This is a genomic window from Compostibacter hankyongensis, assembly GCF_039541075.1.
Lineage (GTDB): Bacteria > Bacteroidota > Bacteroidia > Chitinophagales > Chitinophagaceae > Compostibacter > Compostibacter hankyongensis.
This window is the reverse complement of the sequence record NZ_BAABFN010000004.1, coordinates 188,107-204,474: the sequence shown is the minus strand read 5'-3', so window position 1 is coordinate 204,474 and position 16,368 is coordinate 188,107. Positions and strand designations below refer to the sequence as shown.

Annotated in this window: 15 protein-coding genes and 1 tRNA gene; 14 read left to right on the top strand and 2 right to left on the bottom strand. The window is 54.8% G+C overall.

Annotation, left to right across the window (positions count from 1 at the left end; translation table 11 throughout):
• Positions 1-38 precede the first annotated feature (38 nt).
• The gene (locus tag ABD851_RS09885; protein WP_344978708.1) at positions 39-1,388 is read left to right on the top strand and encodes a TolC family protein; all 1,350 of its coding nucleotides are present in this window, start codon (positions 39-41) and stop codon (positions 1,386-1,388) included.
• A gap of 43 nt (positions 1,389-1,431) precedes the next feature.
• Positions 1,432-1,884, top strand: a complete 453-nt coding sequence (locus tag ABD851_RS09880) for a GNAT family N-acetyltransferase (RefSeq protein ID WP_344978706.1) — start codon at positions 1,432-1,434, stop codon at positions 1,882-1,884.
• Between the two features lie 13 nt (positions 1,885-1,897).
• Here ABD851_RS09880 and ABD851_RS09875 read toward each other — a convergent pair whose 3' ends face one another.
• Complete coding sequence (locus ABD851_RS09875; protein ID WP_344978703.1) at positions 1,898-2,968, bottom strand: fatty acid desaturase family protein; 1,071 nt, start codon at positions 2,966-2,968, stop codon at positions 1,898-1,900.
• Between the two features lie 217 nt (positions 2,969-3,185).
• On the opposite strand from ABD851_RS09875, the gene ABD851_RS09870 reads away from it, so the two are divergent.
• The 11 genes from ABD851_RS09870 (at position 3,186) to ABD851_RS09820 (ending at position 14,480) form a co-directional block, all read left to right on the top strand.
• A complete protein-coding gene (locus tag ABD851_RS09870; protein WP_344978944.1) occupies positions 3,186-4,349 on the top strand; it encodes a cysteine desulfurase family protein in 1,164 nt (387 codons plus the stop codon).
• Between the two features lie 102 nt (positions 4,350-4,451).
• The gene (locus tag ABD851_RS09865; RefSeq protein WP_344978701.1) at positions 4,452-4,778 is read left to right on the top strand and encodes a HesB/IscA family protein; all 327 of its coding nucleotides are present in this window, start codon (positions 4,452-4,454) and stop codon (positions 4,776-4,778) included.
• A 310-nt stretch (positions 4,779-5,088) separates the two neighbouring features.
• Positions 5,089-5,718 (top strand): TetR/AcrR family transcriptional regulator, encoded by a 630-nt coding sequence (locus tag ABD851_RS09860; protein WP_344978699.1) that lies wholly within the window; start codon positions 5,089-5,091, stop codon positions 5,716-5,718.
• A gap of 24 nt (positions 5,719-5,742) precedes the next feature.
• Positions 5,743-7,110 carry a TolC family protein gene (locus tag ABD851_RS09855; RefSeq protein ID WP_344978697.1) on the top strand — a complete coding sequence of 456 codons (1,368 nt, stop codon included), beginning with the start codon at positions 5,743-5,745 and terminating at the stop codon, positions 7,108-7,110.
• 38 nt (positions 7,111-7,148) lie between these two features.
• Entirely contained in the window at positions 7,149-8,201 is a 1,053-nt protein-coding gene (locus tag ABD851_RS09850) for an HlyD family secretion protein (protein ID WP_344978695.1), read from the top strand.
• Between the two features lie 68 nt (positions 8,202-8,269).
• Positions 8,270-9,814 carry a DHA2 family efflux MFS transporter permease subunit gene (locus ABD851_RS09845; protein ID WP_344978693.1) on the top strand — a complete coding sequence of 515 codons (1,545 nt, stop codon included), beginning with the start codon at positions 8,270-8,272 and terminating at the stop codon, positions 9,812-9,814.
• A 49-nt stretch (positions 9,815-9,863) separates the two neighbouring features.
• Positions 9,864-11,417 carry a DHA2 family efflux MFS transporter permease subunit gene (locus ABD851_RS09840; protein ID WP_344978691.1) on the top strand — a complete coding sequence of 518 codons (1,554 nt, stop codon included), beginning with the start codon at positions 9,864-9,866 and terminating at the stop codon, positions 11,415-11,417.
• Positions 11,418-11,516: 99 nt separating this feature from the next.
• Entirely contained in the window at positions 11,517-12,344 is an 828-nt protein-coding gene (locus ABD851_RS09835) for a universal stress protein (protein ID WP_344978689.1), read from the top strand.
• Positions 12,345-12,366: 22 nt separating this feature from the next.
• Positions 12,367-13,659, top strand: a complete 1,293-nt coding sequence (locus ABD851_RS09830; RefSeq protein ID WP_344978687.1) for an MFS transporter — start codon at positions 12,367-12,369, stop codon at positions 13,657-13,659.
• A 65-nt stretch (positions 13,660-13,724) separates the two neighbouring features.
• On the top strand, positions 13,725-14,294 hold the full coding sequence (locus ABD851_RS09825; protein WP_344978685.1) for a MarC family protein: 570 nt from the start codon (positions 13,725-13,727) through the stop codon (positions 14,292-14,294).
• Between the two features lie 114 nt (positions 14,295-14,408).
• Positions 14,409-14,480: transfer RNA gene (locus ABD851_RS09820), tRNA-Arg, on the top strand.
• Positions 14,481-14,919: 439 nt separating this feature from the next.
• Here the strand turns inward: ABD851_RS09820 and ABD851_RS09815 are convergent.
• Positions 14,920-15,111, bottom strand: coding sequence for a hypothetical protein (locus ABD851_RS09815; RefSeq protein ID WP_344978683.1), 192 nt, complete (start codon positions 15,109-15,111; stop codon positions 14,920-14,922).
• 131 nt (positions 15,112-15,242) lie between these two features.
• Between ABD851_RS09815 and ABD851_RS09810 the strand changes: the two genes are divergently transcribed.
• Entirely contained in the window at positions 15,243-16,367 is a 1,125-nt protein-coding gene (locus ABD851_RS09810; RefSeq protein ID WP_344978681.1) for a sensor histidine kinase, read from the top strand.
• Position 16,368: the final 1 nt, after the last annotated feature.

The following is a 16,368-nucleotide window of genomic DNA, read 5'->3' as shown; positions in this document are numbered from 1 at the left end:
TGACCTTTTGCCCTTCACCTTTTACCTTTAACCATCTAATGACCAATGACCCCAATAACATGACCCGGATAAAGACAAAGCAACGTTCCCTGGGCAGCTTTCTGCTGCTGGCCGCCTGCTGCCTGGGCGGCACCGCCACAGCGCAGCAAGAGATGACGCTGGACAATGCCATTGCCATCGGGCTGAAAAACAACTATGATATCCTGATGGCCCGGAACCAGGCCGATATCAGCGCCAACGACTACCATTACGCCTTCGGGGCCTTCCTGCCCACCCTGTCGGCCAGCGCCTCGCGCACCTGGTCGCAGACACAGATCAACCAGAAGTACTCCGATGGTCGCGCACAGAACAAAAGCAACACAAAATCCGACAATCTCGACGCTTCGGCAGACCTGAACTGGACCCTCTTCGACGGGCTCAAGATGTTCGCCACGCGCGACAAGCTCAAGGCCATCGTGGCGTCGGGAGAGCTTTCCTTCAAAAACCAGGTAGTCAATACCATTGCCGGCATCATCACCACTTACTACAATATCGTACAGCAAAAACAGCAGCTGCAGGCCATCAGCGAGCAGATGTCCATCTCGGAGGAAAGGGTGAAGATAGCCGCCAACAAATTCCAGAGCGGCCTGGGCTCAAAGATCGACCAGCTGCAGGCCCAGGTGGATCTGAACGCCCAGAAGGCCGCCTATCTCCAGCAGCAGACGGCCATTGCGGAAAGCAAAGCCTCGCTGAACCAGCTGATCGCCATGCCGGCAGACCGCGACTATGCCGTCGCCGACAGCATTCCCGTAAACCGCAGCCTGACCTACGACTCGCTCCGGGGAACGGTGTTTGAGCAAAACCCCGGCCTGCTGCTGGCCAAAAACGATATCACCGTATCCCAGCTGACGCTGAAAGAGCTCCAGCGGAGCCGCCTGCCCACCATCTCCTTCAATTCCAGCTACTCGTTCAGCCGGCAGAACTCGGGCGCGGGTTTCTTCCTGTTTAATCAGAACAAGGGGCTGCAGTATGGCTTCTCCGCGTTTGTGCCCATCTTCCAGGGTTTTAACCAGACCCGGCAGATCAAGGATGCCAGGCTGGATATTGCCTACCGCGAGCTCAACCTTCAGAATACCCGCTCACAGGTGGACGTGGCCCTGCTGAACAGCTTCAAAGAATATGATTATTACCGGAAGGCGCTGGCCCTGGAAGAGGAAAACCTGGGAGTAGCGCAGGAAAATGTCAAGGTAGCCCTGGAGGCCTTCCGGCAGGGTCAGACCTCCAGCCTGGAAGTCAAAGAGGCCCAGCAGGGGCTGGCAGATGCCACTTACCGGCTGATCTCCGCCCGTTACAATGTAAAGGTGTCCGAAACCGCCCTGCTGCAGCTGAAAGGAGACCTGCTGCAGTAAAAACATCCCGTCCGCCGCCGGATGGAACCATTAACCTTCCGACATGCCCCTCATACGCCTGATACAGCACGGCAGCCAAGCTTACCGGGAAATGGTACAGCTCCGCGATGAGCTGCTGCGTAAGCCGCTTGGGTTGCACTTTACGCCGGAATACCTGCAACGCGAAGCAACAGACATCCTTATCGGCTGTTTCGATGCCCCGGCCGGCGAAAAAGAAGGTCGGCTCATCGGCTGCTGCATTCTTTCGCCGTTGGATACCCAACTGATGCAGCTCCGGCAGATGGCCGTAGCCGCTTCACATCAGGGCAGCGGCATAGGAAGCAGCCTGCTGACCTTTGCGGAAAGCACGGCGGCAGCACAAGGATTCCGCATACTCATGATGCACGCCCGCAAAACAGCGGCACCCTTCTATGAGCACCTGGGCTACCGGATAGCCGGCGACGAGTTTACGGAAGTAGGCATTCCCCACTTCGAGATGCGGAAAATCATCGGTTGAAGTTCGCCGGAAGTTACCGGACAGACCCCATATGGCGCAGGTGACGCAGATGGGATACCAACGCCTTTCCGAACGTGGGATAGGCCTGATAAGGCACGTTGAATTCCCGGCAGGTCTGCTGTACCAGCCGGCTCAGCTGGGGATAATGCACGTGGGATATACGGGGGAAAAGGTGGTGTTCGATCTGGAAATTCAACCCTCCCACCAGCCAGGAAAGGGTACGGCTTCCCATGGCAAAATTGGCCGTGGTAGCTACCTGATGAAGCGCCCACTCATTCTCTATGCGCCGGGATCCCGGATCCGGAGCGGGAAACCGCGTATCTTCAACACAATGGGCCATCTGGAAAACAAACGACAGGGTGACCCCCAGCACGCCGTGCATAACCATAAAGCCGACGAGAGCAGGGACAAAGCCGAAGACCAGCGACGGCACGATCAAAAAGACGCCGACATTCAGCAACTTTCCGCCCCAGAAGATGGCATTTTCCCAGAAATTCATCTTCCGGACGCCGGTGGCTTCGATTTTCCGGGTAAAATACTTCTGAAAATCGGAAAAGAGGATCCAGGACAGGGACGTAAAGGAATACATTACAGGACCGTAAATATGCTGGTACCGGTGAAACCAATACCACTTTTGCTGGGGGCTGAACCGGAAAACGGGATGTTTAGCAATATCATCATCCTCGCCCGCAATATTGGTATAGGTATGGTGGACCACATTGTGTTTGATCTTCCACATAAAGCTGCTGCCGCCCATCATATCGAGCGTGTAGGATAATATTTCATTTACCTTGCGGTTCCGGGAGTAACTGCCGTGCGCCGCATCGTGCATGACATTAAAACCGATACAGGCCAGCAACAGTCCCATCAATACCCATAGCAGCAGAAAAGGAACAAAGGCCGGATGCAAAAGCAAAAGCACCAGGTAGGTTACGACGCCCGCGGTCAGCAGGATACCCGTCTTAATGAAAAGGCGCGTGTTTCCCAGTTCCTTCAGGTGCTGTTGTTCAAAATAATTTTTAACACGGGCATCCAAGGCCTCTTTAAAAGGCTTGTGCCGGTTATTGAATTTAACTTGAGACATGTTTAATTCTTATAAGAATAATTGACCCCTGGCTGATAAAAAACAAAAAAGTAAGAAGAAGCACGACACATCAGGGGACCGGGTGGGGAGAATCTTCTTGCCGAGGCGCATGAAGGTACGCTTAATATCCGGAACCAACAAAGATAATTATCGGCAATGATATACGGACGGCGCCCTGCCTTGGGAGGCGGACCATAATCCGTTACCTTTGCAGCAGATGCCGGAGCAGCTGATCTATATGGATTATAACGCCACCACACCCTGTGATCCGCGGGTGGTGGAGGCGATGCTGCCTTACTTTAGCGCCCGTTTCGGCAATGCGGCCAGCCATACCCATGCTTTCGGCTGGGAGGCCCGCGAGGCGGCGGAGCTGGCCCGCGAACAGGTGGCGGGATTGATAGGGGCGGAAGCCGGAGAGCTGGTTTTCACGTCCGGCGCCACCGAAGCCATCAATCTGGCCCTGAAGGGCATATTTGAACTTTATCGTCACAAGGGGAACCATATCATTACCTGTGTCACGGAACACAAGGCTGTGCTGGATACCTGCGCGGAGCTGGAGCGGCGCGGCGCGGCCGTCACCTACCTGCCGGTAGACGGAGCGGGGAGACTTGACCCGGATGCGCTGGCAGCCGCCCTTACGCCGCAGACCCTGCTGGTAAGCGTCATGTATGCCAATAACGAAACGGGCGTGATACAGGACATTCCTCTGCTGAGCCGCCTCAGCCGGGAACAGGGCGCGCTGTTCATGACCGATGCTACGCAGGCCCTGGGCAAGATCCCTGTGGAGGTAAACCGCGACGGCATAGACCTGCTCTGCTGCTCCGCACATAAGCTGTACGGGCCCAAAGGGGCGGGCGCCCTCTACCTGCGCCGCCGGGCGCCCCGCGTAAGGCTTCATCCCCTGATCCACGGCGGAGGACACGAAAAAGGGCTCCGTTCCGGTACCCTCAATGTGCCGGGCATCGTGGGGCTGGGTGCGGCCGCCGAGTGCTGCCGCAGGGAAATGCAGGCCGACGCTGCACGCCTCGGCGCCCTCCGGGATGAGCTGGAAAAGACGTTGCTCCGGACCGGACGCGCCCGGATAAACGGGGATGCCGGCCACCGCCTTCCCCATGTAAGCAACCTGGCCTTTCTCCGGACCGACGGCAATGCTCTCCTCAGCGCAGTGACCAAAAGGGTGGCCGTTTCCTCAGGATCGGCCTGCACCTCCGCCCTTCCCCGGCCCTCCCATGTGCTGTCTGCCATGGGGCTCGATCCCTCCCTGGCGCGGGCCTCCCTGCGTCTCAGCCTGGGCCGGATGACTACCCCGGAGGAAGTACAGGAAGCCGCCCGCTTTATCGGACAGACACTTGCGGAGCTTGGCCCCACCGAAACGGCCTGAAAGGCGGCGCCAACAATCTCCCTTCCCGCTTGTTAAAAGGAATGTAAAAGAATCTGTAATTTTGCAGCAGACAGCTGTTCATCTGTCAAAAAGAAATGTATCATGATATTCATCAGTGAAAAGGCAAAAAACCAGGTCCTGAGCCTCATGGAGGAGGAAAACAAATCCGAAGGCTATTTCCTGCGCGTTTCCGTAGTGGGTGGGGGCTGCTCGGGCCTGAGCTACAAAATGGAGTTTGACAACGAATCGCGACCCAACGACCAGGTGTTTGAGGATAAAGGGATGAAGCTGGTCACCGACATGAAAAGCCTGCTGTATCTTTATAATACCACACTCGAATTTTCCGACGGCCTGAACGGAAAAGGCTTCCACTTCAATAACCCGAATGCCTCACGCACCTGCAGCTGCGGCGAAAGTTTCGCGGTTTGACGTTTCTGGTTTGAGGTTCAATAGTTTAAAGTTTAACGTCTAAAGTTTCATTCCAGTCAGATAACCTTAGACCTTGAACGTTAAACTTAAAATGCCTTTCACCCTTCACCTTTCTCCTTTCTCCTTTTACCTTTCTTTATGAGATCCTGAGTCAAGCTCAGGATGACGTACCCTTCACCCTTCACCTCTCCGGCCCCTGAAGGGGCCGGAGAGTTCACCTTTCATGTAAATTTTTTGTTAATCACTAATTAAACGTTTGTTTAAATCAAACATTTGTTTAACTTTGCGGCCGAAACCAATAATCCCTGTGATGGAATGGAGTGAAAAACAATTGCAGATACTGGAGGTCGCCGAGGAGCTTTTTGCTGAAAAAAGCTATGAAGGCACTTCTGTACGCGACATTGCGCAGAAGGCAGAAGTGAATATTGCCATGATCTCCTATTATTTCGGCTCCAAGGAAAAACTGCTGGAGGCGCTGATTGAATATCGCGCCAGCTATGCCGCAGGCGTGGTGGACGAGCTGGAAAAAAAGGGAATCACCGATCCTCAGCGGAAAATGGACCGCCTGATCGACTTTTATGTGGAGCGGATACTGGTTAACCACCGTTTTCACAACATCATGAGCCGCCAGCTTTCCATGATCTCCGAAGAAAAGCTGCGGAACAAGATGATCGATATCAAACAAAAGAATATGGAGCTCGTGAGAAAGGTGATCCTCGAAGGGCAGCGGAAAAAAGTATTCCGCAAGGTGGACGTCGACCTTACCATGGCCACCATCACCGGCACCATTTCGCAGGTTACCCTGGCCAAAGGCTATTACTGCAAGCTGATGAACGCGGAAGATCTCGAATTCTCCGAATATATCAGTAAAATGAAAACAAGGGTTAAAACCCATCTCAAACAGCTGATCGGCGCACACCTGGATATAAAAAACGCTTAAACAATGGAAGTAATCACCCCAAAAATGAGAATCCTGAAAATGAAATGGCTTATCGCCGTCCCGCTTCTGCTGGCCGGCACGTTCCTGACACTTCGTCCGGCGGCTGCGCAGTCTTCCCAGCGCATTACCCTGGAAGACGCCCTCCGGCTGGGTCTTCAAAACAGCAAAACGCTCAAATTATCACAGGCCAAGATAGACGAGGCGGAAGCCCGCTACAAGCAGGCTGCGGATCAGCAGCTGCCGACCATCAAAGCCTCGGCCATGGGCAGCGGGGCTTATATCCCCACCCATAAAATACAGATAAAGGGGCTGATGGAAGAACCGGTGTACCTGCCGCGTACTACGGTCATGTATATCGGCACCTTTGCCGTTGAAAAGGCCATCTTTGCCGGCCACAAGCTGCGCTATGCAAAAACATCCGCAGACCTGCTGAAAAAGATCGCCGGCCTCAACGCAGACCGCGACAAGGATGACATCCTGTTCAACATCGTCAGCGCCTATATTAACCTTTATAAGATTGATCAGAACCTGAAGATCATCGCCCAAAACCTGGACGATGTGCAGGGGCGGCTGGAAGAAACGCAGAACTTTGAAGAGCAGGGGCTGGCCACGCTGAACGACGTGCTCCGCTTTAAGCTGGAAAAATCCAATGTGGAGCTGACCCGGATAGAGCTGGAAAACAACCGGAAGGTAGCCAACTACGCCCTGGCCATCCTGCTCGGCCTGCCGGACGACAGCACAAAGATCGAGGTAGACAGCATACAGGCCGACCCGCATGATGTGCAACCCCTGGACGCCTATCTGCAGGAAGCCCTGCGCAGCCGTAAAGACCTGGCTACCTATAACTACCAGAACCAGCTGACCGATATCAGCATCAGAAACATCAATGCCGACAAGCTGCCGACGCTGGGCGTGGGCGCCAATGTATATTACGTAAACCCCAACTCGCAGTTTATACCGCCGGCCAACAGCTTTCTGATACCGATGACCCTGGGCCTCAACCTGAGCTGGAACATTTCCAGCCTTTACACCTCAAAGCATAAGGTGGCCGAGCAGGAGGTAAAAAAGCGGGAGGTGGAAATCGGAAAAAGCGCCGCCTCCGACCAGATCCGTATCGATGTCAACCGGGACTACCGCGCTTATCAGCAAACGCTCGACAAGATAAAAGTGCTGCAGACCGCTGTGGAGCAGGCCGCCGAAAACGACCGGATCATGGAATCGAAATACCGGAACCAGCTGGCCACCACCACCGACCGGATCGATGCGCAGACCCTGCTTTACCAGTCAAAGGTTAACCTGGCCCTGGCCCGCGCCGACGCCGAGATCGCTTATTACAACCTTTTAAAATCCACCGGCACCATCGCCGCTACAGGCGCTGCCGCACAACCTTAACACAACCGGAGAACCTCAAAAAACAAATATATTAACAGATGAAACAGACCCAAAAAAGACGCATCTCACCCAAAAAAATTGTACCGGTTATTCTCGGACTTGTATTGGTATTCGGGATCATATTCGGGATCAAGGAGTACATATACTACCAGCATTATGTCACTACAGACGATGCCCAGATTGACGGGGATATCAGTCCGGTGGTGGCCCGGGTAAGCGGTTACGTGAAGGACATCCGTTTCCGCGACAACCAGTTCATCCATGCCGGCGACACCCTGGTGGTCATTGACGACAGGGACTACCGGATCAAGCTGGAACAGGCCAATGCCGCCCTCGACGCCGCACGCGCCAATGTGTCGGTATCCCGCTCCAACGTCAGCAGCGTAAGCGCCAACGTACCTCCGGCCCAGGCCAATGTGGCCGCTGCCGAATCCCGACTGTGGAAGGTGACGCAGGACTATAACCGGTACCTGAACCTCCTGAAGGACCATGCCATTACGCAATCGCAGTTCGACGAGGTGAAAGCGGCCAAAGACGCCGCCGAAGCAGAGCTGGCCGCAGCCAAGAAACAGGTGGCGGCCATCGGCGAGCAGATCGGCGCTTCGCGCGAACAGGTAGCCGCTACCCGTTCCAGCATCGCCCTGCGTCAGGCAGATGTGGATTTTGCACAACTGCAGTTATCCTATACCGTTATCATCGCTCCCGTGTCGGGCGTTATCTCCCGCCGGAACATACAGATCGGGCAGCTGGTACAGCCCGGACAGACCATGTTCGCCATTGTGAATGACAGCAGCATCTATGTAACGGCCAACTTTAAGGAAACCCAGCTGGCCCATCTGAAAGCCGGACAACCGGCGACCATCGAAGTGGACGCCTATCCGGACACCACCTTTGAAGCGGTTGTTGAAAACTTCTCGGGCGCCACGGGAGCCAAGTTCTCCCTGCTGCCTCCCGACAACGCTACGGGCAACTTTGTAAAGGTAGTGCAGCGCGTACCCATCCGTATTTATTTCAAACAGCTGACCCCCGAATGGCGGAGGAAGCTGCGGCCCGGGCTGAGCGTGTTTACCACCATACGCATCAAGGAATAAAACAGATGATATCCCGGTCCCTGACCGGGTGAAAGCGCGGGCGCCGGCGCCTCAAAAGTTGTTGCATCATGTCAGAAACAGGTATCAGGAAATGGATTATAACGGCAACGGTAGTATTCTCCACGCTCATGGAGCTGATCGATACTACCGTGGTAAACGTTTCCATGCCTCATATCATGGGCAACCTGGGCGCCACCTTCGAGGATATCGGCTGGATCATTACCGCTTATTCCGTTGCTATCGTAATGGTGCTGCCCATTTCGGGATGGCTGGGAGAACGGCTGGGGCGTAAAAACTACTATATCGCGTCCATCGTCATGTTCACCGTCTTTTCGTTCTTCTGCGGCAACGCGCACAATCTCGGGGAACTGATCTTTTTCCGCTTTCTTCAGGGTCTTGCCGGAGGAGGTATGGCCCCCACGGCACAGGCTATCCTGATCGAGACCTGGCCGGCGGAAGAGCTGGGCATGGCCATGGCCATGTTCGGGATGGGCGCTGTGCTGGGGCCGGTGATCGGGCCCGTGCTGGGCGGATACATCACCGACCATTTTTCCTGGCCCTGGGTCTTCTATATCAATATCCCGCTTTGTGCCATCGCCCTGTTCCTTATCGTCACCTTTATCCGGCCCACGCCGGCGGAAAAAAAGAAGTCCATCGACTGGTGGGGCCTTGCCCTGCTGGCCATATCGGTGGCCAGTCTGCAGATCGTGCTGGAAAGAGGAGAAAGGGAGGACTGGTTCGAGACCACCTATATCATCGTGCTGACCTTTGTCGCCGTCATCGGAGGGCTCATCTTTATCTGGCATGAGCTGAACACGGAGCATCCCGTGGTAAACCTGCGCATCCTGCGCCACCGCAGCTTTGCCATGGGCATCGCCACCACCCTGTTTTTCGGGATAGGCATGTTCGGCAGCGTGTTTGTGTACCCGCTGATGTTCCAGAATCTGCTGGGCTTTACCGCCGAACAAACCGGGCTGATCACCCTGCCGAGCGGCATCGTCACCATCCTGATGATGCCCCTGATCGGGAATCTTATGAAAAGAAAGGTACCCGCACAGGTCATCGGCACCTGCGGCATGATCGTCTTTTTCGTGTTCTCCATGTTGATGAACAAAACCACCCTGTCTTACGGGATGCATGATTTCTTCTGGCCGCTGGTGACCCGGGGCGTCGCCCTCAGCATGCTGTTTGTGCCGATCACCACGCTGGCCGTGCAGGACCTCAAGGGCAGGGAGATCGGGCAGGGCACCGGTCTCAACACGATGATGCGGCAGCTGGGCGGCTCCTTCGGGATCGCGCTGATCACCACCTTTGTGGACCGGAGGTCCATCTACCACGATACGATATTATCCGCTCATCTGAACAATTACAACAATGCCTTTATGCAACGGCTGAACGGGCTGCAGCACAGTTTCATGAGCCAGGGATTTGGTCTTTCCCAGGCGCGCGAGATGGCCTATGCCGCCCTGGACAGGGCCGTGCGGCAACAAAGCCTGCTGCTGTCCTATACCGATGTATTCTGGGTGGTCGGCATCTTTTTCCTGCTGATCATCCCCCTCATCCTGTTTCAGAAATTCAAGCGCGGCGGGGCGCCGGGAGCGGCGGCCCACTGACCGGAGAAAGACCGGAAGAATCATTTTACAACCCAAGAAGAAAGCTGTTATGGCAGAGAAAGGTATCAGAAAATGGATCGTGACGTTCACGGTAATTACAGCCTCCTTGCTGGAACTGATCGATACCACTATTGTAAACGTATCCCTCCCCGATATCATGGGCAATCTCGGGGCCACGCTGGACAGCGTGGGATGGGTGGTGACCGCCTATGCGGTGGCCAACGTTATCATACTGCCCATGTCCGGATGGCTGGGCAACCGGTTTGGAAGAAAGAATTATTTCCTGTTTTCCATCATCGCTTTTACCGTCTTTTCCTTTTTTTGCGGAAACGCCACCAGCCTGGGAGAGCTGATCCTATTCCGGGTACTGCAGGGGCTGGCCGGGGGGGGATTGCTGTCCACCTCCCAGGCCATCCTGATGGAAACCTGGCCCCCCGAAGAGATCGGCGTGGCCATGGCCCTGTTCGGCCTCGGCGCCGTCGTAGGACCTACCGTAGGGCCCACCATCGGCGGATACATCAATGACCACTTCTCCTGGCCCTGGATATTTTTTGTAAACCTTCCCGTAGGCGCACTGGCTTCGTTCTGCGTGATTACCTTTGTGCGTCCGACCCCGAAAACCGGCAACCAGAAGCCGGTCGACTGGTGGGGGATCCTTCTGCTGGCCGTCTCCGTAGGCTGTCTGCAGACAGTCCTGGAAAAGGGAGAACGGGAAGACTGGTTTGCCGCCACCTACATCATCGTTCTCTCCGCCGTTGCCGTCATAGGCGGTCTGCTCTTTGTGTGGAGAGAGCTGAGCACCGATCACCCTGTGGTGGATTTCCGGATATTACGATACCGCAATTTCGCCATCGGGCTGTTTACCACCTTCATCCTGGGACTGGGACTTTACGGCTCTGTGTTCGTGTTCCCGATCCTCTGCCAGAATATCCTGGGCTTTACCGCGGAGCAGACGGGCCTGATCCTGTTTCCCGGAGGCCTGGCCACCATCGTCATGATGCCCCTGATCGGCACCATGCTCAAAAAAAATATACCGGCACAGTTCATGGCTACGGCGGGCTTTCTGGTTTTCTTCGTGTTCTGCATGCAGATGATCCGCTATACCAACGGTGCCTCCGGCACGGGCGACTTCTTCTGGCCGCTGATCATCCGGGGCGTAGGCATGAGCATGCTCTTTGTTCCCCTGACCACGCTGGCGGTGCAGGACCTGAGAGGAGCGGATATCGGTCAGGGCACAGGGCTGAACAATATGATGCGGCAGCTGGGCGGCTCCTTCGGCATTGCACTGATCACTACCTTCCTGGACCGCCGGATGTTTTATCACCGCAATATGCTCATCGAGCATATCAACCCGTACAACAGCGCATACACCGACCGGTTCAACGGCATCATGCAGGGCTTTATCTCAAAAGGCTATGACAGCAACGGCGCCGCCCGCATGGCCCACCAGGCCATCGACGGAGCGGTAATGAAGCAGACGGCCCTGCTTTCTTACGGAGACGTGTTCTGGATCGTAGGCATGTTCTTTCTTTTTGTCATCCCCCTGCTGTATCTGCAGAAATTCAAGAAAGGAGGCGGAGCCATGCCCGCCGGAGCGCATTAAAACGGAACAAAACTGCCGCCTTCCCCGATAATATTTTGTATCTTACAGAGTAGGCATAGCCCTTCACAGAGGGTGTCTTGCGAGTAAAAACGAGTAGCTATGAGAACATTCATTGTCCCGACGGATTTCTCCATCAATGCCCAGCATGCCTCTTCTTATGCGGTGCAGCTGGCGGCCACGCTGGATGCGCGTATCGTGCTGATGCATGCCTATGAAGAGCCGGTGGCTATATCGGACTACGAGCTCAGCACCATTCATTTCGATACCATGAAGGCCCACGTGCTTCAGCGGCTGAACGAAAGAAAACAGGAGCTCCACGCCACCTACGGGGATAAGGTGCCGATCAGCTGCGTTACGGTCAACAACAACCTGGTGCCCCATATCCAGAAGCTTTACGAGAGCCATGACGCCCGGCTGGTGATCATCGGGCTGACTGGCGCGGGGATGGCCAACATTTTCCTGGGCAGCAATACGCTCAACCTCGTCAACAACATCGGTCATCCCGTGGTGGTGGTTCCCCCGCTGGCGGTTTTCCGCCCTATCCGGAAAGTGGTATTTGCCTGCGATATGAAGAATGTCGCCGCCACCGTACCGGCGGAAAAGATGAAGCGGATCCTGCAGGTGGTCAACGCCGAGCTCCTTGTCCTGAATATACAGCACCCCAAACAGCCCAGCCCGGAGATGGAGGCCGAAAAGGAGACCCTGCAAAAAATGCTGGAGGGCATTCCCTACTCTTTCCACTGTGTACATAAAAGAAATATCATTGCCGGCATCAAGGATTTCGTCCGGGAGCAGCAGGCGGATATGATCGTCATCATCCCGAAAAAGCGGGACTTCCTGGAGAACCTGATCCGTCCCAGTCATACAAAAGCGATGTTATTCCGCAGCACGATTCCCATCATCACCATTCCGCTGGACGAGGAATAGATATCCGCCGGTAATTTCAGTAATGCCCAGACAAGCCTTAAATACCATATTACTGTATTTCAAAAAGCAGCGTGCCTTTCATTACCGCAATTACAGGCTTTTTATGGCCGGGCAAACCCTGTCCCTGATCGGTACCTGGATACAGCGCATGGCCATGATGTGGCTCGCTTACCGGCTGACCAACTCCCCTTTTCTGCTGGGTCTCGTGGGCTTCTGTGAACAGGTTCCTATCTTTATCATTGCCCCCTTTGCGGGGGTATATGCCGACAAATGGGATAAACAGCGGGCCTTGTGCCGGGTGGAAGCCATGGCCCTGGGCCAGGCCGCCCTGCTGGGTATCCTTACGCTGAGCGGACTGGTGCATATCTGGCATATTATTGCGCTGAGCCTGTGCCTGGGTACCATCAACGCCTTTGAGATTCCCCTGCGCCAGTCGTTCGTGGTAGAAATGGTCAACCGGGACAAGGATGCCCTCGGAAATGCCATCGCCCTGAACTCTACGGTTTTTAACCTGTCGCGGCTGATCGGTCCCTCTGTGGCCGGCATCCTTATAGGATCCGCCGGGGAGGGATGGTGCTTTATGATCAACGCCGGCAGCTATGGCGTCATCCTCTGCTCGCTGCTGATGATGAGGGTACGGCCCTCCTCCCTGCCTTCGCCGTCCGGCGGCCATGATGTGGTGGCCCGGCTCAAGGAAGGCATCCGGTATGTGCGGACACAGCGGGTGATGCAGTCGCTGCTGCTCCTGCTGGCCATCGTCAGCTTTGCCAACGCCTCGCTGCGGACCCTGGCGCCCGTTTTTGCCCGGGATGTGCTGCACGGAGACGCCAATGCGCTGGGCTATCTGATGAGCGCAGCGGGGGTAGGCGCCATCCTCGGGGCGCTCTTCCTCACCAACAGCCGGCCCATGCCGCTGCTGATGCGGATCGTTTCCTTTACCGGCATGCTGCTGGGGGCAAGCATGATCTGTTTTGCCGCTTCCGGACTGCTGTGGCTGTCGCTCTGCTTTATGGCGGTAGGCGGCCTGGCCCAGATGATGCACACCGCCTGTACCAACACCCTGCTTCAGCTCTATACAGACGACGACAAGCGGGGAAGGGTCATGAGCTTTTACACCGTAAGCCTGCAGGGCACCATGCCCTTTGGCAGCCTGATATCGGGGTCGCTGGCGGGGATCATCGGCGGACCCTGGGCCATGGGCATCATGGGCGGCTTCTGTCTGCTGGGCACCCTGCTGTTCCGGGAAAAGCACCGGCAGCCCCGCGGGGGCAGCCCCGGGCAGGCGCCGCCGGAAGACAGCAGGGCCGCCGCCTGAATTATTTTCCGATTCGCCGGGAATGCAGTAACTTTCCCTGTCGTCCGTTTCAAAGCATCTCCGGCATGTTCAGCCTCAAACAGATATTTACCGTTACCTTTACCCTGCTGGCCGTTATCGACATCATCGGCTCCATTCCGGTATTGCTTTCCCTGAAGGAAAAAATGGGCGGCATCCACCCCGAGCGGGCCACGCTGGCCTCCGGCTTCCTGATGGTGCTGTTTTTCTTTGGCGGGGAACAGCTGCTGTCTGTCCTCGGCGTGGAGATCCATTCCTTTGCCGTGGCCGGGTCCATCGTTATCTTTATCATCGGGCTGGAGATGATACTGGGGCTGGAGATCTTTAAAAACGATCCCGCCGCCGGCAAGTCCGGCAGCTATGTGCCCGTGGCCTTCCCGATCATCGCCGGCTCCGGCACGCTGACGACGATCATCTCGCTCAAGGCGGACTTCGGCTATTACAATATCCTCGCGGGCATCCTCGTCAACCTGGTGCTGATCTATGTGGTGCTGCGCTCGCTGAACTGGCTGGAGCGCCGGCTGGGGAAAAGCGGGCTGATGGTCATCCGCAAATTCTTCGGGGTGATCCTGCTGGCCATCGCCATCCGTATCTTCAAAAGCAACCTGGGCGTATAGCCGGCCCCGGAGCGGGCGCCGCGTCTTTATTCCGCAGGAAGATGACCGACGTATTGCCACAATGCGGGAAATAACTATCTTTGCTGCCCGGTATACAAACAACCGGAAGTGGCCGGCCTCGTAGTACAATGGATAGTATGTGAGTTTCCGGAACTTAAGATCCAGGTTCGATCCCTGGCGAGGCCACTCCCTAAGCTGATATTCAGCAGTTTACCAAATAAAAAAGTGATCCCCGGGGACCACCTTTTTACAAACAACGCTAAAGGGTTCTTCCTACAACCTTCTCTGTTTTTTAGGTATATCGATCATAAAAAAAGGGCCGCTCGGGCCCTGAACAGGATAATCCGTAATCGGGGTTACAAGGGTTTCAACAAACAACGGATAAAGGGCCTTTTCACAAATCAGCTAAGGTGCTGCGGCGAACCACCGCGCCCTCCTCAAGATGCCGAAATAAAATAGGGTTTTCAAAGCATCTTGAGGCATTCATTCAAATGGGGTTTTCATACTCAATAACGACGTCAAGCGTTATTTCATGCACAGGGCACGAAATTATATATAATGATGGAGTAACATAGGATCATTGCAGGTAGCAATTCACTTCATAAGTCAATAACGTAAACCAGGTTCAATATAAACTGGTGATGGTGGTGGGCCAGAACGTAATTTCCGTGGTCGGACGGGAAGCCTGCCCGCCGGCAACACGTTCTTCACCCGCAAAATTTTGCATTTCCAGCAGCTTTTTATTTGTTACTTTTATAACTGCTCTTTTTTTGAGCTGTAACCGGGTGCCGGCTGCTGAATTGGTGAACGTTTTCATTGTGCAAAAATTTTAGAAGTGAACATGATGTTTACGGTTGTTGACAACAATTTCAAAAATCACTTTATTTACCTTTCCGTTAAAATTTAATGGACGAAACCCCTAATCGGCTACACCAACGCCCGCTTTTCATGGAAAATACCCTTCCGTATTCCCCGGCTTCCGCTCATCCGCCCCCCACAAAGCGCGCCAGGACCGCAAAAACCATCGGCCTTCATGCCCTGGTCTGGACGTTGTACTTCTTCTATGAAAACGGGATCGTGATGCTGGTGGACCCGTCCAGCATCACCTGGGGGTCCACCTTGCTGTTTTTTCCGCTTAATATTCTCGTGTTCTACGGCAATACCTACTTTATCCTCGCACGGACCGTGCCAAAGCGCCGGTATGTGGAGCTGGCTTTTTTCACACTTTTGCTGGCGGCCGTTTATCTCTTCGCCTATGCCCTGCTGGGCAGCTATATGCGCTCCCAGAAAATAGAGACGTTCTATCCCATATACAAGGAAAGCTCCTTCGTCCTGATCCGCATTTTCCGTATGTGTTATTTCCTGACACTCAGCTACGCCTACTGGTTTGCCACCTATACCATCAAAAAGGAGCGGCAGATCCGGAAGCTGGAAGAGATCCGGAGCGAAGAGGTCAAGCAGCGGGACAAGCTCGAAAAAGATATGCTGCGCTCAGAGCTGGATCATCTGCGTTATCAGATCAACCCGCATTTTTTATTCAATACTCTCAGCTTTATTTATACGCAGGTGTACAACTGCTCTTCCGATGCGGCCAGGAGCGTCCTGCTGCTTTCCGACATCATGCGTTATGCCCTGGACAACAAAACCCGGGATGGAAAAGTCCCCGTCATCAAAGAGATCCAGCATATCCGCAGCCTGATCGAAATCAATCAGCTTCGCTTTGGCAACCGCCTGCAGATATTCTTTGAGGTGAAAGATGAGCAGCTGCTGCAATACCGGCGCATCGTCCCCCTTGTGCTGATCACCTTTGTGGAAAATGCCTTTAAGCACGGCGACCTGCAGGATACCCGGCAACCCCTCGTCATGAAAATTGCATTGAAAGACGAAAGGCTGTATTTTTTCAGCCGGAACAAAAAGAAAATACCCCCCGCCCCGGGAACAGGCACCAACATCGGCCTGGAAAACGTAAAAAAAAGAATGGCGCTTATATACGGTCCGGAAGGTTTTCATCTGCAGCTCGACAATGACCCGGAAACGCCGTTTTACCAGGTGGAATTAACCATAAATGTCTGAA